Annotated in this window: 13 protein-coding genes; 10 read left to right on the forward strand and 3 right to left on the reverse strand. The window is 45.3% G+C overall.

Annotated elements, in window-relative coordinates; genetic code table 11:
* The first annotated feature begins 591 nt into the window (after positions 1 to 591).
* Together H579_RS25250 and H579_RS0110710 are read left to right on the forward strand one after the other, a co-directional pair.
* Positions 592 to 1,827 (forward strand): ATP-grasp domain-containing protein, encoded by a 1,236-nt coding sequence (locus H579_RS25250; protein ID WP_051227533.1) that lies wholly within the window; start codon positions 592 to 594, stop codon positions 1,825 to 1,827.
* 569 nt (positions 1,828 to 2,396) lie between these two features.
* Positions 2,397 to 3,809, forward strand: coding sequence for an aldehyde dehydrogenase family protein (locus tag H579_RS0110710; protein WP_028300679.1), 1,413 nt, complete (start codon positions 2,397 to 2,399; stop codon positions 3,807 to 3,809).
* A gap of 110 nt (positions 3,810 to 3,919) precedes the next feature.
* Here the strand turns inward: H579_RS0110710 and H579_RS0110715 are convergent, their stop codons facing one another.
* Entirely contained in the window at positions 3,920 to 4,402 is a 483-nt protein-coding gene (locus H579_RS0110715) for an MEKHLA domain-containing protein (protein WP_028300680.1), read from the reverse strand.
* Positions 4,403 to 4,512: 110 nt separating this feature from the next.
* Positions 4,513 to 5,121 (reverse strand): TetR/AcrR family transcriptional regulator, encoded by a 609-nt coding sequence (locus tag H579_RS0110720; protein ID WP_028300681.1) that lies wholly within the window; start codon positions 5,119 to 5,121, stop codon positions 4,513 to 4,515.
* A 101-nt stretch (positions 5,122 to 5,222) separates the two neighbouring features.
* Between H579_RS0110720 and H579_RS25255 the strand changes: the two genes are divergently transcribed.
* Both H579_RS25255 and H579_RS0110730 read left to right on the forward strand, forming a co-directional pair.
* Positions 5,223 to 6,524 (forward strand): efflux RND transporter periplasmic adaptor subunit, encoded by a 1,302-nt coding sequence (locus tag H579_RS25255; protein ID WP_051227534.1) that lies wholly within the window; start codon positions 5,223 to 5,225, stop codon positions 6,522 to 6,524.
* Positions 6,521 to 9,598 (forward strand): efflux RND transporter permease subunit, encoded by a 3,078-nt coding sequence (locus H579_RS0110730; RefSeq protein WP_028300682.1) that lies wholly within the window; start codon positions 6,521 to 6,523, stop codon positions 9,596 to 9,598. The genes H579_RS25255 and H579_RS0110730 overlap by 4 nt, the downstream gene beginning before the upstream one ends.
* Before the next feature lie 171 nt (positions 9,599 to 9,769).
* Here the strand turns inward: H579_RS0110730 and H579_RS0110735 are convergent, their stop codons facing one another.
* Positions 9,770 to 10,114, reverse strand: a complete 345-nt coding sequence (locus H579_RS0110735) for an FKBP-type peptidyl-prolyl cis-trans isomerase (protein WP_028300683.1) — start codon at positions 10,112 to 10,114, stop codon at positions 9,770 to 9,772.
* A gap of 247 nt (positions 10,115 to 10,361) precedes the next feature.
* Here H579_RS0110735 and H579_RS0110740 point away from each other — a divergent pair, with 247 nt between their 5' ends.
* The 6 genes from H579_RS0110740 (at position 10,362) to H579_RS0110765 (ending at position 20,768) form a co-directional block, all read left to right on the forward strand.
* On the forward strand, positions 10,362 to 11,789 hold the full coding sequence (locus H579_RS0110740) for a JHBP domain-containing protein (RefSeq protein ID WP_028300684.1): 1,428 nt from the start codon (positions 10,362 to 10,364) through the stop codon (positions 11,787 to 11,789).
* Between the two features lie 213 nt (positions 11,790 to 12,002).
* Positions 12,003 to 13,715 carry a lipase family protein gene (locus tag H579_RS0110745; RefSeq protein ID WP_028300685.1) on the forward strand — a complete coding sequence of 571 codons (1,713 nt, stop codon included), beginning with the start codon at positions 12,003 to 12,005 and terminating at the stop codon, positions 13,713 to 13,715.
* Positions 13,716 to 13,997: 282 nt separating this feature from the next.
* Positions 13,998 to 15,389 carry a hypothetical protein gene (locus H579_RS0110750; protein ID WP_028300686.1) on the forward strand — a complete coding sequence of 464 codons (1,392 nt, stop codon included), beginning with the start codon at positions 13,998 to 14,000 and terminating at the stop codon, positions 15,387 to 15,389.
* 563 nt (positions 15,390 to 15,952) lie between these two features.
* On the forward strand, positions 15,953 to 16,186 hold the full coding sequence (locus tag H579_RS0110755; RefSeq protein ID WP_028300687.1) for a TIGR02647 family protein: 234 nt from the start codon (positions 15,953 to 15,955) through the stop codon (positions 16,184 to 16,186).
* A gap of 397 nt (positions 16,187 to 16,583) precedes the next feature.
* A complete protein-coding gene (locus H579_RS0110760) occupies positions 16,584 to 17,693 on the forward strand; it encodes an efflux RND transporter periplasmic adaptor subunit (RefSeq protein WP_028300688.1) in 1,110 nt (369 codons plus the stop codon).
* Positions 17,694 to 20,768 (forward strand): efflux RND transporter permease subunit, encoded by a 3,075-nt coding sequence (locus H579_RS0110765; RefSeq protein ID WP_028300689.1) that lies wholly within the window; start codon positions 17,694 to 17,696, stop codon positions 20,766 to 20,768.
* Positions 20,769 to 20,880: the final 112 nt, after the last annotated feature.

Below are 20,880 nucleotides of genomic sequence, written 5' to 3' on the forward strand. Positions count from 1 at the left end.
TTAATGCCGCTCTTTTTAGGTGGGCCGAACGACCAGGGATGCTTTCTTATTTTGATGAGGCTAAGTATCCAGGCTAATTAATAAAATAAGGTGGCCGAAACCAGAAGACTTACTCTCTTTTACGCCAGAGAACGCATCCTATATTGCCCGGCTGCACGCTAAAAATCTGCCATATTTGGCTACTTACAATCTCATAAAAGCCACCTTATCGGTTTTGATCCGTTTATGCAGTATCAGTTACGGATCATTTGCGGATTTCAATATCAAAAGTGCTCTTCAAGGGCCTAGTGTAGCTGCAGAGGGCTTGGCGACTGATACTGACTTCACTATTTGAATCACTTTATCTTCAACTATTTATTTTAAAAAAATCAAAAAGACCCTTAACTGATTCTTCTTTTAATTCAATTTTTTTTGTATGGCTAACGGATTTCTAGCCTCCTTTTATCTGATCTATACAAAAAATAAAACTGATTCCGGCTGATCTGGTAAGCGCGTTTTTATAGTGTTTTATTTTATCTGCTTTATGGGGGGATATGTAAGAGAGTTTGTTTTTTATTGATTTATTTGTATTTAATTTTTTTGGAGGCATTTATGACTATTATTTTTTTAAGCGCAAGTTACTGTCAACATATCGATTTTAAATCTCTAAGAGAAAAGTATGCTCTAAGAGCAGTATTGCTAACAGATAAGGATATTGATCTTTCGAAAGATTTTCTCAGTGAATTCGATCGGGTTGAACGCTTATCTTCTTCAAATCATGATGTCAGGCCCATTTTGAATTTCTCTGAAGCTTTAGCTATCTGCAGTGAGGAGTCGATTGCATCACGTGGTAATATTACTATTGTATGCCAGGAAGAATCTAATCTGTTACTGGCTGCTAAGCTGCGTGAAGTACTGGATCTGCAGAAGGGTGACCGCCCTAACATTGTAAATCGTTTCAGAAATAAACTCTTAATGAAGCAAGCTCTAAAACCTTCAGGAATAAAAATGCCTGAGTATCAGAGCATAGACAAAAAACGCTTGTCGCGCTGTCGCGTTACCTACTTTAATGAGCTGGTGCATAATCTGGGTTCTCCCTTTATTGTGAAGCCGGTGGACTCTGCAGGTAGTTTTGGTGTTGAAATCATCCGCGAGGTCAGTGACTTCTATCAATGGGCTCAGGAGGTTCAGGATAGTGTCTTTGAATATGAAGCGGATGAATTTATTCCATACCCTATGGGGCAGGTTGATTCGATAGTCGTAGATGGTGAGATCGTTTTTGAAGGTGTCTTAGAGCTGAATTGCACAAACTTCCAGTTTGTCAAGGGGACTCCTTTGGCCGCCCGTTATGTTGAAGATCCCAAGTTGAAAGCCAGAATGACAGAGATGAACCGTAAGGTGATTAAGACCCTGGGATTAAAAAATGGTTGTAGCCATCATGAGATGTTTATCAATCCGGAAACTCAGGAGGTGACTTTTCTGGAGATCGCCTGCCGGGTTCCAGGGGGTATGATTATTCCCATTCATATGTCGAATACTGGTGTGAACTTCATGCAAGTACATGTGGAGTCTTTGATTAATAAAAACTTTAAATTTAAGCAAGGAGAAAATAAAGGCACCAATGTCTATGCCATGTTACCCGTTGAGTCAGGAACTATATCAAGTCTGATAGAGCCTAATCTGGAAAGCCGATATAGTATCGATTGGAAAGTGAAGGTAGGTGATAAGGTAAGTGCCAATAGTGTTGTTGATACCGCTGGTATTCTGCATTTCTATAATGAAGATATAGCTGCCCTACATAGGGATTACGATAGGTTGAGTCACTATAAGGCGGTGGTGTGTGAGTAATAAGATATGATCTGTCAGTATATTTAGTATTGTATAAGTGAATAAAGAATTGAGTCTGGAGATAGAGTGAGGAGGTCGGATGCCGGTACCTCATCTAAGCTTCATTCAGGTTGGATATGGACGTAGGCACAAGAGGTGCCGGCAACCTGGAATAAAGAAATAACATATTTATCGCGATTTTATCTGTCCTTAGGCCTAAAGACACTCAGCAATTGAGTGGGTTACATCTCGTTACTTTTGAGCACAATGTCCTACATATGATGAGTATCTGATTTACATCCTGCCTTTATGCTCTGTAGTATCTGGTACCACTACCAGTTGGTTTTATTCGACTAACGTTTTACTACCTGTCAAAGCTTATGTGATTGTTATTCTTTAATCAGTGTGAATTGCAGGCTTGGGTTATCTAAGTAGGTGGTCGAAAATGTATTCAAACTCCCAAGCAAAAGCTTTATGGCGAGAGACTTCCTCATTTTCAGGTGGCGGACTTAAAGCTTCATCAAAGAACGATTGTTGTTTGGGAATATTTGCGGGGCTTTACCCCTGAGATCCGGCTAAGGAAAATAACAATGTATACAGACTTCTCAATGCTGATTAACGGTCAAAAGGTTCAAGGTACTCAGGAAGAGTTCAATGTATTAAATCCGGCCAATGAGGGAGTAGTGGCAACTTGTCGCAATGCTTCGGTCAGCCAGTTGAATGAAGCGGTCGGTGCAGCCCGGAAAGCATTTAAAACCTGGCAGTACAGTACAGATGACGAGCGTAAGAAACTGCTGATTCAGATTGCCGATAAGATTGAAGAGAATGCAGCCGAGCTGGCTGAAATCGTTGTAAAAGAGCAGGGCAAGCCTATGTTTCTGGCTCAGGCTGAGGTGGGTGGTGCGGTTGCCTGGACCCGATACACCGCCAGTCTGGATATTCCTGTAGACGTGATCGAAGACAGCGAAAACAAGCGTATTGAAGTACAGCATAAGCCTCTGGGGGTTGTGGGTTCTATCACCCCTTGGAACTGGCCGCTGATGATCGCTATCTGGCATATTGCCCCGGCATTAAGAGCCGGCAATACGGTTGTCTGTAAACCGTCCGGTTTGACACCACTAAACACTCTGCGCCTGATTGAACTGATGAATGAAGTGCTGCCTGCGGGCGTGGTTAACGCAGTCACCGGTGATGGTGAGATTGGTAATGCCATGAGTGAACATCAGGGCATTAACAAAATTATCTTTACCGGTTCAACGCCGACCGGGCAGAAAATTATGCAAAATGCGTCATCAAACCTGAAACGTCTGACCCTGGAACTGGGTGGTAATGACGCCGGTATTATTCTCCCGGATGCGGATGTTGATGCGATTGCTGAAGGTATCTTTCAAACGGCATTCCTGAATATGGGGCAAACCTGTGCGGCGCTGAAACGTCTGTATGTGCATGATAGTCTCTACGATCAGATGTGTGAGAAGTTGGTAGCTATCGCTGAGGCACAGAACGTTGGAAATGGCTTGGAAGAGGGTGTGACCTTCGGCCCTATCCAGAATCGTATGCAGTTCGATCTGGTGAATGCTTTGGTTGAGGATGCCAAAGAACAGGGTGCTGATATTCTGTGTGGTGGCGCTCCTTTGGAGGGTAAAGGTTATTTCTATCCACCCACTATTGTGGCTAATATCACTGATGGTACTCGTTTGGTGGATGAAGAGCAATTTGGTCCGGTTTTGCCAGTGATCCGCTATACCGATATTGATGATGTCATAGCCCGTGCCAATAATTGCTCCGTCGGGCTGGGTGGCTCTGTGTGGTCTTCGGATATCGAAAAAGCGCAGCAGATTGCTCAACGTCTGGAGTGCGGTACTGCCTGGATTAATGGTCATGCGGAAGTACTCCCTCATGCCCCATTTGGTGGTTGTAAAATGTCTGGTTTTGGTGTCGAGTTTGGACAGGCGGGCTTGATGGAGTATACCGTACCGCAAACCATCAATATCAATAAGTAGGTTTTTGAGTCTATTTGCCTTTAGAGTTGAAGTTATGTCGCTCTGCTTAACCACCTCATATGAGGTGGTTTTTTTATTGCTGGAGAGAATAAATTTTGGGAAATGGCCTCTTATAGCGGCCTAATGTGCTCAAACATTGCGGCCTGGCCATGAAACTGGCCCAGTTCATCAATAATATTCCACACGATGGCCTGCTCAATTATAAAGCGTTGGCCGGTTGACGAAATCCGTATACCGGAATAATCATCAATATAGCCCTGGTCCGTTACTTTCTTCAGCAACGCCGCTCGTTCCTCTCGGTTAATAGGTTCCGCAGAATGTCGTGAGGGCAATTGAATAAAACCCAGCCAGCTGAACTCAAACAGCTCAAGAGCCCTTTGATTGCCAAAATTAAAGATGGGATCAGCTTCCAGTCCATGGGAAAGCAGTGCAAACGGTGCATTATATAACTTCTGTATCAGTTCCGGATCACTTTCCGAAAGATCATGATCATTGAGCAAGGGGCGCCCCAGCAGTTTCTGGAAGCTATAACAAAGTAGCTGACCGTGTCTCTGATAAAAAGGGGTTGTTAATGCTTCTGGTATCAGACTCATTTTTGGTCTCCGATTCCTTATGGCAGAGGTTAAGCCCAATTCGTTTGCCATGCAGGCGGTAAAAAGGTTTATGGTTTAAAAATACCCAGAGTAGCTATTGCTGTCTAATTCTACGGTGCATAAGCTCTTAAGAACATATCGATACAGTTTTGAATGTAGGCATTAATTTCTGCTTCACTTTGACGTGCTTCTATATTGTATTCTGCTTCCATGCGGGCTTCACCCTGTAACATTTTCAGTAGCTGTACTGATGCCATGCGAGGCTCTTCAACCTTCAGTTTTCCGCTTTCATCTAAACTTCGCAAAATTTTGGCCACTTGTTCAATCACTTGCATAGGCCCTGTGGCATAAAATAACCGGGCAACTGTTGGATTGGTATAAGCTTCACTGACGCTGGCTCTATGCACCTGCATCGCGTCTTCTGACAAAATCATCTGAGAAAAACTGCGTGAGATCAGAGTAATCACTTCACGGGCCGAAATATCTTCACGCAGTTGGATCTCACTAAACTTTAAACTGACGCATTTCTGCTCAATAGCGGCTGTGAAAAGCTCATCTTTATTACCAAAGTGACTATATACAGTTTGCTTAGAGACACCTGCCTCCTTAGCAATCATATCCATAGAGATCGCCGTGAAGCCTTGTGCGCAAAACAGATCTTTTGCGGCACTTAGAATCTGTAGACGTTTTTCTTCGCTTTTGGATCTGGTTTTACTCATCACAACCTCAATTTTGATTAAATCAAACTGGACAGTCTAGTTTTATAATTCTAGACTAGACCGGCTAGTCCACTTTAACACTGTTTCTCAGGAACCATACCATGAAGACCCTAAATGTTAACAGCCTGTGGCCAAGGTCCCACACTGCATTGGCGTTCTCCGTTGTTTTACTATTGCAGCTCGGTTTGACCGCCTGTACTCCAGGTAATGCCGATGAGAGTAGTGAAACTGAAGGTATGACAGGGCAGATTCAGTATCATGACCAAAGCTATTATCACCTGGCAAAAAGTGAGCCGGTCATTTTACAGCAAGGTTATCATGTTGAACGCCGCTTCTCTGGTAGCGTCCAGGTGAAACAGAATGCGGCCATTGGCTTTGAACAGTCCGGTAAAGTTGCAAGCCTTTATTTTGATGAGGGTGATCAGGTGCAGCAGGGTGATTTGCTGGCCGCTCAGGATACGGAGCTGTTGCAAATGGAGCGGGAAGAGTTGAAGGCTCAGTTTAGTGAAATAGAAGCGGAGCTAAACCTCACCCGTAACAACCTTAAGCGTTTGACCCAATTAAAGCAGAGTGGCTTTACTTCCACCCAGAGTATTGATGAGCTGGAGGCCCGCCAGAAAGTGCTGTTAGCCAGTCGCTTAAGAGTTAAGGCTGCACTGGATGCTAACCAGATCCGTATTGAGAAAGCGAATTTATATGCGCCATTTTCTGCCCGTATCAGCCAGCGCCTCCAGGATTCCGGGTCGGTAGTCAATGCCGGAGTACCGGTGTTTCAGTTACTGCAGTCTGGCAATAGTGAAGTCAAAATTGGTGTGCCGGTACGTTTATTGGATACCATTCTCCAGCAGCAGGCGGGAGGCCCGAAGCTTGGAAAGGAAACAGGCAAAAAAGATGGATTAGTGCTTGAAATTGATGGTCTGACATATCCGACAACTCTTTTAGCTGCCGGTGCAGAGGTCCACCCTGTTACCCGCACTGTCGCGTTACGTTTTTCTTTACCTGAAAGTACCCGTCTGGTTAATGGTCAGATGGCGTATCTAACCGTTGCTGAACATCATCAGGCACAGGGTTTTTGGTTACCTCTTACTGCCCTGACTGATGGGGTTCGGGGGATGTGGAACCCCTATACTCTGCAACCGGAAACCGAATCAAGTGTTGATGGGCTGAAACTTTATACCCTGCAAAGTCGTAATATCACTGTACTACATGCCACACAGGAGATGGCCTATGTTTCTGGTGCTTTGGCTGATGGGGAACGTGTATTAACGGCGGGTTTACAGCGTTTAGTGCCTGGGCAGAAGGTGCGTTTACAGGCGCAGGCCCTTACCAGTGACAAAACAGACCCTACTAAACCTTTGAAGATGATCTCTGCTGAACAACATATGGCTGAGGTGAAATCATGATGCGCAGTTTTGTTGCTAATGGTCGTATGTTGGCGTTGGTTATTGTGGTGTTACTGGTTTCGGGCTTAGGGGCATTAACCACCTTACCCAGAGCAGAAGACCCTCGCATTACTAACCGGGTCGCCAGTGTCGTGACTTATTTTCCCGGTGCCAGTGCTGAGCGGGTTGAAGCTTTAGTCAGTGAAAAAATTGAGAATAAACTGCGTAAACTGGCAGAGATTAAGCTGCTGACCTCAAGCTCTCGTCCTAGTATTTCGGTAGTTCGTCTGGAATTAAAGGACTCCATTACTGAGGTTACTCCAGTCTGGTCCCGGGTAAGAGATCTCATTAATGATGTCGCCCCCGAGTTACCTGCGGGCACCTCGTCACCTTCGCTGGATGATGATCACGGTTATGCTTTTACCACTTTAATCGCACTTAAGTGGCAGGGACCGGGGGCGCTGGATGCCGCAGTGCTGGGGCGTTATGGTGCGGATCTGCAAAATCAGCTGCGCATTGTGTCAGGAACCGATTTTGTCGAGCTATTTGGTGAGCCGGAAGAGGAGATTCTCGTCCAGCTGGACCCGGATCTGGCAGGGCGATTACAGCTATCTCCGGCGATGATTGCTCGTAGTATTGGTCAGGCTGATGCCAAAGTCAGTGCTGGTCAGTTGGTGAATGAACAGAATCAGCTGCAAGTCGAGCTGACCGGAGCGCTGGATTCCGTAGATCGCATACGTCGTATACCGCTGCTAAGCGATAGCAATGGCTTCTTATTGCGTATTGAGGATCTGGCTGAAGTGCGTCAGGAGCTGAAATGGCCCGCCTCGGAGATGGCTATCGTTGATGGCCAAAGTGCCGTTGTTGTCGCAGCCCGCATGCTGCCTGAGCGCCGAATCGATCATTGGACGGCAGATGTTAAACAAGCTCTGGCGCAGTTTGAAAGCCGCCTACCCACCAATATCAGTGCCGAAATCCTATTTGATCAGGAGTCTTACACCTCGACTCGTTTAGGCGAATTGATGGATAACGTTCTGGTGGGTTTTGGTCTGATCGCTTGTGTACTCTTTTTTACCCTGGGTTGGCGTTCAGCGCTGGTTGTGGCGGTATCACTGCCTTTAACCGTACTATTTACCCTAAGTTGTATGAAATATTATGGCTTACCTATTCACCAGATGTCGGTGACGGGTTTAGTGGTCGCATTGGGCATTATGGTGGATAACGCCATTGTGATGGCAGACTCGATTCAGCAGCGACGTCAACTGGGTGAGAAAGCCTTAGATGCGGTGATGAATTCTTTACATCACTTGTGGCTACCGCTCTTAGGTTCAACCTTAACGACTATTCTGGCCTTTATGCCAATAGTGCTGATGCCGGGACCTGCGGGTGAGTTTGTGGGTGGTATTGCGTTAAGTGTTATCTTTTCTCTGATGGGCTCTTATATTATCTCTCATACCTTGGTTGCGGCCGTATCCGGGCGTTTTTTACGCAATACAGCTGATCAGGGGCATTGGTATCAGCAAGGGGTGAAGCTGAACTGGTTGAGTCGATTATTTAAACGCTCACTGCATCTGACTTTAAGATACCCCAAGATCGCGATTCTGATCGTCTTTTTGCTGCCATTATCTGGTTTTATGGCCGCAAAACAGCTGACAGAGCAGTTTTTTCCACCGTCCGACCGGGATATGTTTCAGATTGAGCTTTATATGCCTGCACAAACCAGCATCAGTCAAACTTATCGTATGACTCAGCGTCTGGATCAGATACTGGCAGATGAAACGGGGATTAAGCAGGTACGTTGGTTTGTAGGTAGTAATGCGCCTTCCTTCTACTACAATCTTGTACCGAATCAGCGTGGTGCACAGAATTATGCTCAAGCGATGGTGACAGCTGCCGATTTCCAGGCTGCTAATCGTATGATTCCTGAATTGCAACAGCAGTTGGATGATGCCTTCCCTGAGGCGCAGATTTTGGTAAGAACGTTAGAGCAGGGGCCACCGTTTAATGCACCTGTTGAGTTACGCCTGTACGGTCCAAATCTGGACACCTTGAAAACACTAGGTGATCAGGCCAGACAGGTTCTGGTTGGTACACCGGATGTGATTCATACCCGAGCAACCTTACAGCCGGGCACACCCAAGGTGTGGTTGGATATCAATGAAGATATGGGGCGTATCAGTGGTTTAAGCCTGACCGGGATCGCTACTCAGTTACAACACAGCTTGCAGGGGGTTACTCAAGGTTCTGTTTTACAGACGACAGAATCGATTCCAGTGCGAGTTCGCGTGGGCAATGAGCAGCGCCAGGATCTCTCTGATCTGACAAACCTGAGCCTGACAGTTCCCGGTGTAGAGGGTAATATCCCGCTCTCAGCACTGGCTAATGCTGAGTTGAGACCCAGCCGGGGAGCGATTCCTCGCCGTAATGGCGAGAGGGTAAACGTTATTGAAGGCTATCTGCGCTCCGGTGTGCTACCTGCTACAGCACTTGCTCAGTATCAACACCGACTGGAGCAGGCCGGTTTTACTATTCCTGCGGGTTATCGTATGGAGATTGGCGGAGAATCAGCTAAACGCAATGATGCCGTCGGTAACCTGATGGCCAGCATTGGTGTGATAGCAACATTACTGGTTACAGTGGTGGTGCTGTCGTTTAACTCCTTCCGCATGAGTATTCTGATCTTTCTGGCAGCATTTCAGTCCGTGGGTTTGGGTTTATTAAGCGTTTACACCTTTAGCTACCCATTTGGTTTCACTGTGATTATTGGCTTGTTAGGCTTAATGGGCTTGGCCATTAATGCCGCAATTGTAATTTTGGCAGAGTTAAAAGCCGACGCAAAAGCGATTGAGGGAGATCGGGAAGCGATTGTTCATGCTGTAATGAGCTGTGGTCGTCATATCAGTTCGACGACTATTACTACCGTGGGCGGCTTCCTACCTTTGATTTTGGCAGGCGGTGGGTTCTGGCCACCCTTTGCTGTGGCGATTGCGGGAGGCACTGTTTTGACTACAGTCCTATCGTTTTATTTTGTCCCGGCAGCATTTCGTTTGATGAGCCGTCGAAGAGCTTTTGAGTTAACCATGGCGACGGCTTAGCAGATTGAAACGATAATGGTCTATGTCAAAAGGCTTTATATAAAGCGCCGATACTTTCCTGATCGCTCCTGGAGGCCAGATTGCTCCTGAAGGTGTGATTGTTCTGGAGAGTATCGGCCATGCTTAGCGTGGTATTCAGCCTGGCTAAAGCAACTGCTTGCGGTTCATAACTTACTCGCGGTTCATGACTTCCAGTAGCTCAATCTCAAAGATCAGGTTGGAATTTGGGGGAATCATCTCTCCAACCTGGCGTTCGCCGTACCCCAGTTCGGAAGGAACAAGCAGTTTGCGTTTGCCGCCGACTTTCATACCCAGCAGGCCTTTCACCCAACCTTGAATCACTTTGCGTTGGCTTAATACTGTTTGAAAGGGCTTATCTTTTTTGTAAGAAGAGTCAAATTCAGTACCATCTTCCAGAAAGCCACGGTAATGCGCTGTGATTAATGCACCGCCTTTTTTTACTTCCGTGCCTTCACCCACCACAATATCTTCAATAACTACTTCAGCGTCTGACATATCCGTATTACTCTTTGATAACTTTAAGGATCTGTGTAGAAAAGGTCGCAGCTTACGGTAGTTAAGCCGTAAAGAAAAGGTTGCCATTGATCTTCGTTAACGGGGAAAGCCGAGTCTTCAAATTTTGTGGTGTAATTATCTGTAATAGTAAGTCGTTCAGTTTTTGCTGATGATTTGGGTAATTATTTGTACTCCTTATCTGCATTGTGCTGGAAATAGGGTTATTTGCTATAAAGGAATTGACTGCATGACTTTAACATCAGCTTCTTCAACCTCTCTACATGATTTTTTCACTGAAAACCTTGAGATTTTATCGGATGTAATCCGCCATGGTTACCAAAAGGGCGCAGTCAGTATTCCATCGCTGGACCCTTACACTGCTGATACTGAAATCAGTGAGCAGGTATCACTGAAAAAAGTGAATATGTCAGTCAAGATTGGTCAGCCCACGCTATTCGGACTGGCGACCCTAAAACCAGAATCCAGTGTTCATCTGGATCTGGCTAAGCGCAGCGTTGTTATTGACTTACACTTTTCTAAAATTCAGTTAGCCAGCGAAGACTTTCATCTGAAAGGCGACTACAAGTTACTGCTGCTAAGACATAATTTAAACTCGGATGGCTCATTTAAGATGACCGCCAAGGATGTGCAGCTTAAGGTTGCTCTGAGTCTGATGGTATCGGAGAAGAGTCTAGGCGTTACGCTGGTTTCATCAGAATGTGATATTGGTAACCTGGATTTTAAGTTAGAAGACAGTTATGCACTGAGTAAATTGTTGCCGCTGTTCAAGTCCCGCTTTGAGGCACTGATTTCGGCTGCAATTGGTTCCAAACTGGCTGATTTCACTAATATTCGTTTGCAGCAGGCTTGTGAGGAACATGCCGCTGTTTTAGCTAAGTTAGAAGGTTTGTACAAACTGAAAAAACAGCAGGGCCGTACGGAACAACCTCCCCGCTTGTTACAGGGACTGGATGGCATTGGTCAGTTGCCTTTTCCAATGTTTTGGCAGGTACCAGCGATTGATACTCAGACAGCTCCTAAGATTGATCTAAATGATCTACTGGAAGAAGCACAAACAGGCGATTTGATTCTGTTTGCCGGTTCTTATCCATCTTCTTTACGCATTCGCCGCCTAACGCAGAGCCGCTATTCCCATGTGGTAGTGGTGATTAAAGAGCCCGACATTTGTGATGGTAAAGCGTGCATCTGGCAAGCCACTTCCAGTACTCATCAGGGTGTGTTACGGGGTATGGAAGAAAAATCGGGCATACAGCTTAACTTTTTAGCAGATATGCTGAGAGATTATCGTGATGAGGATGCAAACTCTGTTATTAGTTATCGTAAAGCGGTTCAAACTGGCACTTCATCAGCGTTAGCACGTGATAATTGGTCGGTTGTAAAAGCCTTTATTGAGCAGATGGATGGCAAACCCTACACCGATGATATGGATGGTTTGTATATCATGGGGCTGATGGAAGTGGATAATCCAAAAAAAGATGATTACTTTTGTGCAGGACTGGTGGCTGAAACATTAATGAAAATGCAGCTGCTGGATACTCCATTTATGCAATATCAATATGCACCGAGGGATTTCTCGGAACTTCAAACCGCATTACCACTTTTACATGGTGTGAAATATAGCGCAGAAACTGTCATAGAAAACATATCTGACTAAGCGTTGAAGCACAAAGTTCTGAACAACAACCGTTAGCTACCAATACAAATGTTTTCTGATGTTCAGGGCAGAGAGAATTAAAACCCTTTATTTCGTGATATAGCAAAAGCTTTATGAAAAGTTCAGTGCTTTCCAGTTTTGTCTGGAAAGTGCTCTGTATTTTTTATTTATCTATAGCGCAGCAGGGTTTACTTACAGTTAAAAGGAATTGTTGTGGATTTTGATACTCAGCATATATTTGTTTTAGTGGCAGGCACCGTAGACCCTATTTGTCTGACTCCTAGCAGTATTAAACGCGCATCAAGCTACACCAGTAGTAATAATTATTGGGCCGAAAACACAAAGTTTATAGAAAAGCTAAGAGGTTTATGTGAAACACATGAGAATCTTGCTCTGTTTGATGCCCATGGTTGGAGTGGCGACAATACTAAAGCAAATAGGGAGATAGCAGGGGCTTATCTTGCAAATCGTCTTTGTGGTAGCAATGGTGAAGTCGCTTATTATTCAGGCTATCGCAACAGAAAAGTGGCCTTTCACCTTATCGGCCATTCTCATGGTGGTAACGTGCTCAATGAGTTCACAAAGCGCGCGGCAGTTGCTCCAGAGTGGCCGGAGCAGTGGCAGATAAAAAGCATCACTTACTTGTCTACCCCATTCTTTAACCAGCTGCACCAGCTGGATGAAAGTCGTTTTGCATCGGACTGCCGTATCATCAATGTGACAAATGACTTTGATTTAACCCAGCGAGTGATTGCCGATTTCTCCATGTATGATCTGGTCTCTGCCTATAATCTAGTGAAAGATGATGTGCCAACACTGGCCCGGGTAGTCAAGGAATCCAGTGCAGAAGGTATCAAGGCAAAGCTCCTTGGTATTAAGGCTAAATTGCCTAAAACCAGTGCCTTCAAAATATTCATAAACTACAATGGCTATAAGTTTACAGCCGCGGAAGGCCAAGAGATTTATCAGGATGCCATTGCCACCCTATTAGACTGCAAAGCAATCTTGCTAGAACTGAAAGGTTCAGTGGAGAAGCTCAGTCAAACACTTTATTACGCATCAGATGATGTGGTTAAACGATATAGTGGAGATATTACCAGGCACTTTATCAATGCGGAGCTCAAGTCTGAGCTGGATCGCCTGATTGATGCGCTCGTTCAGGATATTTCCAATATTATGGAAGCTATTGATAAGCGTAACAGAAAAGGTGACTACTGTGTTCTGCCTCTGATAGGTGATATTGCAGAAGAGCTGAATCATATTATCGATTTTCTATCCATTGATGTAGGCAAGGCATCTGGACCTTTTGTGGACCTTCTATATGCACTGGTTTCCAATCAGATTGAGTATTTTGATAATACTTCGACAACACCTGAGAAACAGCTGTCAGATAGCTTTAAGTCTCGTTTGTCTAACGTCAATGTAACAGCGTTGGATAGCAAATATTCCGATATTCATTTGGATAGCTTTGTTGCTTTTATACAGCACCTGCAACAGGCTGAGCAGGATTATGAGCAGTTGCCTGATCAGAAAAACCTATTAAAGTTATGCATTAATTTATTGGCTCCGCAAACAGAGTTGTCTGGCTTTACAGCAGGCCTGGAGACCGCTTCTAAGGCTTTGGATGGCATGATAGGTTCCGGCATGCGCCGTTTCCTTGCGCGATCTTTTACTTTATGGGGCAATATCAAACCTATCAGAAAAATGGCTTACCGCGTGCTTGATCTGACCAAAAGTTATGATCGCATGTTTAAGGAATACAATAGGGAAACCCTAATCTTAAAGGAAAAAGCCGAATCAGGATCGCTGGCGCATTTTTCCGTGGTATCCCACTCGGTGAGTCGACAGGAGCTGTATCCTGAAGTGGTTCAGCTGCTTGAGCCTCAGTTTAAAGGCTGTGAGCCTGAAAGGCAGACAGTATCTTGATAATGCTATCTTGATACAAGCGTGGGATCCTTTGTATCGGCAGGTAGAGCTTAGAAAAGATTTTAATGTGGAGGCTACATTCCATAAACAAACCAAAAACATCATCTCCAGCAAGATTTTGCCACAATATTTCTGCACTTGAGGGTAAGTGCTCCACCTAGACTCTTTACCGACTCAGTCAGATGCTTATTAGGCGACAGGGTGAAGTGCCTACGTGGATTACCTTTAGGCCAGTAATCAAGGTGCTGGCAAAAACATGCATAATATCAAGGAAATAGGATCATGATGTTTACCAAAGTTAATAATGTTCAGCCCCTGCCTGCTGAACGAGAAATTGAGCCTGCTACTCTGGATATTCAGCCGACAGTAGAACCTGCAATTGGACCTGCTATTCCGAGTGCCGAGCCTGTTTCTGAAGAGCCCGCTGCTGCTGGTATTATGGCCGGGGGATGTGTGATTTTCCCGGAAGATGATGAGATTCAGGCCCTTTACCAACAGCTGGATGAGATCTTTGGTACACCTGATTTTGATCTGAATGAAGCAGAGCAGAAACAGGTTGATGCGTTATACGATAAGGTGAACACTTTTTTTGCACCTAATGAAAATGGTGAGTGGGTTGAACTGACAGAAGCTCAGGAAAAAGAAGTCGCTGCTTTGTATGACCAGATTGACGATATCTACGGCATTGTTAATTACGATGACTTGAGTTCGGAACAGCAGAAGCAAGTCGATAATATCTACGCTGAGCTGGATAAGCTGTGGGCGGATCAAATTGATATTTTACCAGTCGAGCCGATTGATGAAGAAGTTCAGTCTCTATATGACCGTCTGGATGATATCTTTGGTAGCTATAAACAGGAACTGACCAAAGAAGAGCAAGTGCAGGTTGATGAGTTGAACACTCAGATTGAAGCGATGCTGTTACCGGACGAAAATGGTAATTGGCCTGAGCTGACTGAAGCGCAGCAGGAAGAACTGAATGGCCTGTACAAGCAGATTGATAAGGTATACGGCGTCGTATCCTATGATGACCTGTCCGAAGAGTTGCAAGAGGAAGTAGATGGCATTTACGCACAGCTGGATGCTATTTTCCTGAAAGATGATGGCATGATTTCCATCATGCCTATTCCAGAATTTGATGAAAAAACTCAGGCCCTGTTTGATGAGTTGGATGAGATCTTTGGCACTCCTGACTTTGATTTGACAGATGTTGAGCAGGCCCAGGTTAATGCCCTGAATCAGCAGATTGATGATCTACTAGGTCCTGATGAGAATGGCGATTGGCCTGAGTTGACAGAGCAACAGGAGGCCGAGCTCGATGGCTTGTTTAAGCAGGTTGATAAAATCTATGGCGTTGTTTCTTATGAAGACCTGACAGCAGAGCAGCAACAACGTGTTGATGAAATCAATGGGGAGCTGAACCCAGAGCCACTGATTGCCATTGAACCCGTAGACAGCTCATTGATTGATTTAACCTTAATTGATGCTCTCCCTGTCGATTTGGCTGCCGTTTCACCCATTAATGATCAGGCTGTTGAGGGTGGTAACTGGACTGACTTTGGTATGTGCGGCTTTGTCGACAATGTTGGTGGCCAGGAGGTTACAGGTAATCAAGTGCTGGAATTAACCGGTTTGGCCGATTTTAGCTTTGAGTTTGATTTCGCCGGTTTCTGATTTTTCAGATCATCTTATTGGTCAGGCCTTGCAATAAGCAACCTGCCAAACGGATAGAATATAGCTGGAATCACTCTTTGACGGATAGCTGAATGTATTGGTTCAGGTCAAGGAGTGATTCCCTGCCCTCCCTTGTAGTTTACTTCAGCATGTTTATTGCCTGAATCCAGTTTTATTTGGCAAATGAGCAAACCAACATAAATATTTTCATACTCAGGGGCCCGAGAGGGTAAGGAAATAAATGTTGAAAGCCTTTTGCTCTGGTGCTTAGAGCCTGAAGTAGCGGTGTTTTTCAACCTTGTTGTCGCCTCAGACAGTAATTTACTTAGACCTTTGCTGCATACAGCATAACTTTTTAATTTTAGTGAGATTTTTCTTAACTCTGAAGCGAGAAACTTGCTACAGTAGCAGCTAAGTCGCTGAATGGTTCAAGTGACGTATTTTCCCAGATAAATCTCTTTGCTACATGTCCATCAGTAATGAGTCAAGATGGAGAATGAGGCTAAAGAAGTTTTGTTTGGGGTCAATTCTTTGGATCCTAAAACAAGAAAGAGGACCTATTGATGCGTTTATCGGAAGAGCAACATCAGGAAGTCAATATATTGATCCAGTTTAACCTCTCAAGTATGCAGCAGGGGGTTAAAGTGCACTCAGATGCTGATCCTGAAATGATTGAGGCTGCAAAACGCCTTTATGCTAAAGGATTGATTACTCAGGAAGATGGTGGTTACCTAACCTCGCTGGGTCATACCGCTGCAGAACACGCCCAGGCACTGAAAACGATTTTATCTAATTAATTTTCCGCACGCTAATCTCCATATCCTGGACTTAAGTAATTGCTTAAGTCCAGACGGCAAACATATTTCACTTAACATGTTTTATCTTTTTAAAATCAATAATGAACGGTAAAACTGGACTCGCTGGTCTAAGTTAATCAAATAAATTAATTTGATGAATAATTTAGCTTCCTCGGATAAAGCTCTGTCTCTATCATCCCGTTTGAGAATATTTAATTTAGCCTATCAGGACTAAATAGGCATTGAGTAAAGAACACTGTGTGTTCAGTAACGCCAATGTCTTTTGAGCTTTCTCCTTCTTTCACAGTGAAGTCATCATACTTTATCTATAGTAAAGATCATGATGTCTGATTTATTGACACTTTTTGAACTAAATAAGACGCTTAAGGAATCCAAGATGCCCTGTCGACCTCGTCTATTGGCTTTAACCTGTGTGCTAGTAGCAAGCCTGTTTTTATCAGGCTGTAAACCGGAGCAGGAAACTGTGGAACGAGAACCTGTTATCAGGCCAGTCAAACTCAGTACCATTGGTAGCCTAAGTGTTGCTATGCGTTATTTCCCGGCGGAGTTTGTCGCCAGTGAGGAAACCGATCTGACTTTCCGGGTGGCGGGGCAGTTAGAGGCTTTACCTGTAGTTTCAGGGCAGGAGGTGCAGAAAGGTCAGCTATTAGCTGCGCTGGATGATAAAGATTTTAAACTGAATATCAGTCAACGTCAGACCGCTTATGATCTTGCTAAGTTACAGCAACGGCGTATTAGCGCCATGGTGCAGCAGAAGGCGGCAACACAGTCTCAATTGGATGAGATCAATAATACTGTGAAGCAAGCCGCGACTGCTTTGCAACAGGCTAAAAACCAGCTCTCTTACAGTAAAATTTATGCGCCATTCAGTGGTGTGATTGCTAAGGTTTACGCGGACAACTTTGAGTTTGTCAATGCTGCGGCTCCTATTGTGAAGCTCGAAGATGCGGATTCTATTGATATCCAGTTTCAGGTGCCGGAAGACTTTATTGTTCGTATCCAGAAAAGTGATCGAACCTACCAGCCTAATATCACAGTAGACAGTATGCCGGGCAAGGTATTTACAGCAGTTTATAAAGATCACTCCACGAATCCAGATCCGAAAACTAAGAGTTATACGGTGACTTTGACAATGCCTCGACCTGATCCGGATACTGCTAACTTGCTGTTGCTACCGGGGATGACGGCTGAAGTCCAGGTGAATGCCAACGTGCTGCTGGGTGAGCCTCAATACTGGCTGGTGCCGGTTGAAGCTGTGTTCACGCCAGAGGATCAAACACTGGAAGAAAAGAAAAGAGCGGTCTGGGTTTATGACCCGGATACTCACCTGTTAAGTCAGCGTGAAGTCACTGTCGGCGAACTCCAGTCCAACCAGATTCAGGTAATCGATGGGCTTAAAGAGGGAGAACAGATTGTCATAGCCGGTGTACATGCTATTCGTGAAGGCATGGAAGTGCGTCCGTGGGTAAAAGAGCGAGGCCTGTAAGTGAGTATCGCTAAGTATTTTATCGAAAAAAAAGTCTCCAGCTGGATGATCACCCTGATACTTCTGGTCGGTGGTGCAATCTCCTTTACTAAACTGGGGCAGCTGGAAGATCCCGAATTTACTATCAAAGATGCTTTGATCATCACCTATTATCCCGGTGCGACGCCTGAACAGGTGGAAGAGGAAGTCACCTATCCTATTGAGCAGGCGATTCAGAATCTGCCCTATGTGGATAAACTGGTTTCAACGACCAAAGCGGGTTATTCCAAAGTTCAGCTGACGGTTAAAGATACCTACCGGGGTAAGGATCTGAATCAGATCTGGGATGAATTACGTAAGAAAATGCGTGATTTAAAGCCTCAGCTGCCTCAAGGCTCCACATCTCCTGCGGTAGTGGATGACTTTGGTGATGTTTACGGTGTACTGCTGGCAGTAACGGGGCAGGGGTATCACTACAGTGATCTGAAGTCCTACGTGGATTTTCTGCGCCGTGAACTGGTGCTGGTGCCGGGTGTGAGTAAGGTCGCCATTGCGGGTGAACAGCAGGAGCAGGTCTTTATTGAGATCTCCCGGGCTAAGTTAACCGCGCTGGGTATTACTACGGGTCAGCTGGATCAGCTACTGAGCAATCAGAATGCGGTATCTAATGCGGGTCGCATTAAAGTGGGTTCCGAATATATCCGTATTCATCCAACCGGCGAGTTCCAGGATATCAGTGAGCTGGAAAACCTGCTGCTGACCAGCCCTGTTTCCGGAAAGAGTATCTATCTGCGTGATGTGGCGGAAGTACGTCGTGGTTATCAAGATCCAACTGAACAACGAGTGGATTTTAATGATGAAACTGCACTGTTGCTAGGTGTCTCTTTCTCTACGGGAGTTAACGTAGTTAAGGTTGGCCAGGAGCTGGAGCAGCGCATTGCTGATCTGGAATACCAACAGCCGGTAGGTATCGAGCTTAATCCTATTTATTTCCAATCTCACGAAGTGGATAAATCGGTTCAGTCTTTCTTGTTGAACCTGGCCGAAGCAGTTGGCATCGTTATTGTCGTACTGCTGCTGTTTATGGGCTTGCGTTCTGGTGTTCTGATTGGCCTGATTCTGCTGTTAACCATTCTGGGTACTTTTATTGTCATGCAGTACCTGGGGATTAACCTGCAACGTATCTCTCTGGGTGGTTTGATTATCGCTCTGGGTATGTTGGTGGATAATGCCATCGTGGTGACAGAAGGGGTCTTGATCGGTCTGAAGCGTGGTTACAGTAAGCTGGAAGCTGCCGAGAGTGTAGTGAAGCAAACCAAATGGCCTTTATTGGGTGCAACCATTATTGCGATTATGGCCTTTGCTCCGATTGGCCTGTCACCGGACTCCGTGGGTGAGTTTGTCGGTTCCCTGTTCCAGGTATTGCTGATCTCCCTGCTGTTAAGCTGGTTTACCGCAATCTCTTTGACCCCTTTCTTCTGCGACCTGTTCTTCAAGCAAGAAATTAAAGCAGAACATGAGATTGAAGATCCTTACAAAGGCGTGCTGTTTACGGTCTATAAAGCGCTGCTGTCGGCGGCACTGCGTTTCCGTTGGATTACAGTTCTGCTACTGATCGGCTCTCTATATGGCGCGGGTTACTACTTTCAATTTGTGAAGCAGGCGTTTTTCCCTCCATCCACGACACCGCTCTTTTTTGTCAATATGGAACTGCCGGAAGGGAGTCATATTGATGATACTTATAAGCGTGTAGAAGATGTGCAAGCCTTTATCCTGAAAGATGAACGCGTGAAATATGCTGCGTCGACCACAGGACAGGGGATGCCGCGCTTTATGCTGACTTATAACTCCAAACAACCTTCGAGCAGTTATAGTCAGATTGTAGTGCGTGCCAATGATGGTAATGACATTCCTGAGCTGATTGAAAAGGTGCACGGTTATTTATCCGCAAACCATAGTGATCTGGAGTTTAAACTGGAGCGCCTGATGTTAGGCCCTGCAGCAGGTTCTAAGATTGAAGCACGTTTTATTGGTCCTGATCCTGAGGTTCTGCGTCAGTTATCCGCGAAAACAAAACAGATCTACGCGGCTGATGGTGGTGTTGAAGGCATCAAAGATAATTGGCGTCAGCGTGTGAAAGTCCTGCGTCCTCAGTTTGACGAATCTCATGCCCGTCGTTTAGGTATCAGTAAAAAAGATATCGACCGTGTATTGCTGATGAACTTCAGTGGTGCTCAGGTGGGTGTCTATCGTGAAGGCAGTAAGCTGATTCCAATTATCATGCAGCCGCCGGAACAGGAGCGCTTGTCTATCGAGCAAGTGCGTGATCTGCAGGTCTACAGTCAGGCAACCCAAAGCTATGTACCGCTAAGTGGGCTTGTGACCGGTTTTGAGCTGGTGTGGGAAGACTCTATTATTGAACGTCGTAACCGCAAGCGTTCCATTACTGTGATGGGTGATCCGCTGATCCTGGAAAATGAAACTACCGATGCGGTATTTAAACGTATCCGTCCTCAGGTCGAAGGGATTGAACTCCCCCGTGGCTATGAGCTGGAGTGGGGTGGTGAGTTTGAAAGTGCCCGTGATGCACAGCAAAATATTTTCAGCTCCCTGCCAATGGGCTACCTGTTTATGTTTATTATCACGGTACTGCTGTTTAACTCCTTTAAAGCTTCACTGGTGATCTGGCTATGTGTGCCGTTGGCGTTGATCGGAGTTTCATCCGGTCTGTTGTTAATGGATGCCGCCTTTGGTTTTATGGCGCTGCTGGGCTTCCTGAGTCTATCAGGGATGATTGTGAAAAACGGTATCGTGCTTCTGGATCAGATCAACTACGAATTGTCTCTGGGCCGGGAACCTTACGATGCGGTGTTCCACTCAGCGGTGAGTCGTGTCCGCCCGGTATGTATGGCCGCTATCACTACGATTCTGGGCATGGTGCCACTGCTGTTTGATGCCTTCTTTGAAGGTATGGCGGTTGTGATCTCGTTTGGATTGGGCTTTGCGACTATTCTTACACTGATTGCTGTCCCTGTTTTTTATGTGATCTTTTTCCGTATTCCATACAAGAAAAAACCGGATATGGATGTGGTGTAGGTGACGTAGAGCTAAAAGATAAAGTGGATAGTTAACAGATAAAGAGGCTGTAGCGAAAGTTATGGCCTCTTTTCGCCTATTGGAAAATAGAACGATCCACTTGATCAATAAA

The sequence above is a fragment of the Oceanospirillum beijerinckii DSM 7166 genome (assembly GCF_000422425.1).
GTDB classification, from domain to species: Bacteria; Pseudomonadota; Gammaproteobacteria; order Pseudomonadales; family Halomonadaceae; genus Oceanospirillum; species Oceanospirillum beijerinckii.

Excerpts from the sequence above, each read along its gene's own strand:
- H579_RS25250 (WP_051227533.1), top strand. The coding sequence starts at position 592 with ATGACTATTATTTTTTTAAGCGCAAGTTACTGTCAACATATCGATTTT.
- H579_RS0110710 (WP_028300679.1), top strand. The coding sequence starts at position 2,397 with ATGTATACAGACTTCTCAATGCTGATTAACGGTCAAAAGGTTCAAGGT.
- H579_RS0110715 (WP_028300680.1), bottom strand. The coding sequence starts at position 4,402 with ATGAGTCTGATACCAGAAGCATTAACAACCCCTTTTTATCAGAGACAC.
- H579_RS0110720 (WP_028300681.1), bottom strand. The coding sequence starts at position 5,121 with ATGAGTAAAACCAGATCCAAAAGCGAAGAAAAACGTCTACAGATTCTA.
- H579_RS25255 (WP_051227534.1), top strand. The coding sequence starts at position 5,223 with ATGAAGACCCTAAATGTTAACAGCCTGTGGCCAAGGTCCCACACTGCA.
- H579_RS0110730 (WP_028300682.1), top strand. The coding sequence starts at position 6,521 with ATGATGCGCAGTTTTGTTGCTAATGGTCGTATGTTGGCGTTGGTTATT.
- H579_RS0110735 (WP_028300683.1), bottom strand. The coding sequence starts at position 10,114 with ATGTCAGACGCTGAAGTAGTTATTGAAGATATTGTGGTGGGTGAAGGC.
- H579_RS0110740 (WP_028300684.1), top strand. The coding sequence starts at position 10,362 with ATGACTTTAACATCAGCTTCTTCAACCTCTCTACATGATTTTTTCACT.
- H579_RS0110750 (WP_028300686.1), top strand. The coding sequence starts at position 13,998 with ATGATGTTTACCAAAGTTAATAATGTTCAGCCCCTGCCTGCTGAACGA.
- H579_RS0110755 (WP_028300687.1), top strand. The coding sequence starts at position 15,953 with ATGCGTTTATCGGAAGAGCAACATCAGGAAGTCAATATATTGATCCAG.
- H579_RS0110760 (WP_028300688.1), top strand. The coding sequence starts at position 16,584 with ATGCCCTGTCGACCTCGTCTATTGGCTTTAACCTGTGTGCTAGTAGCA.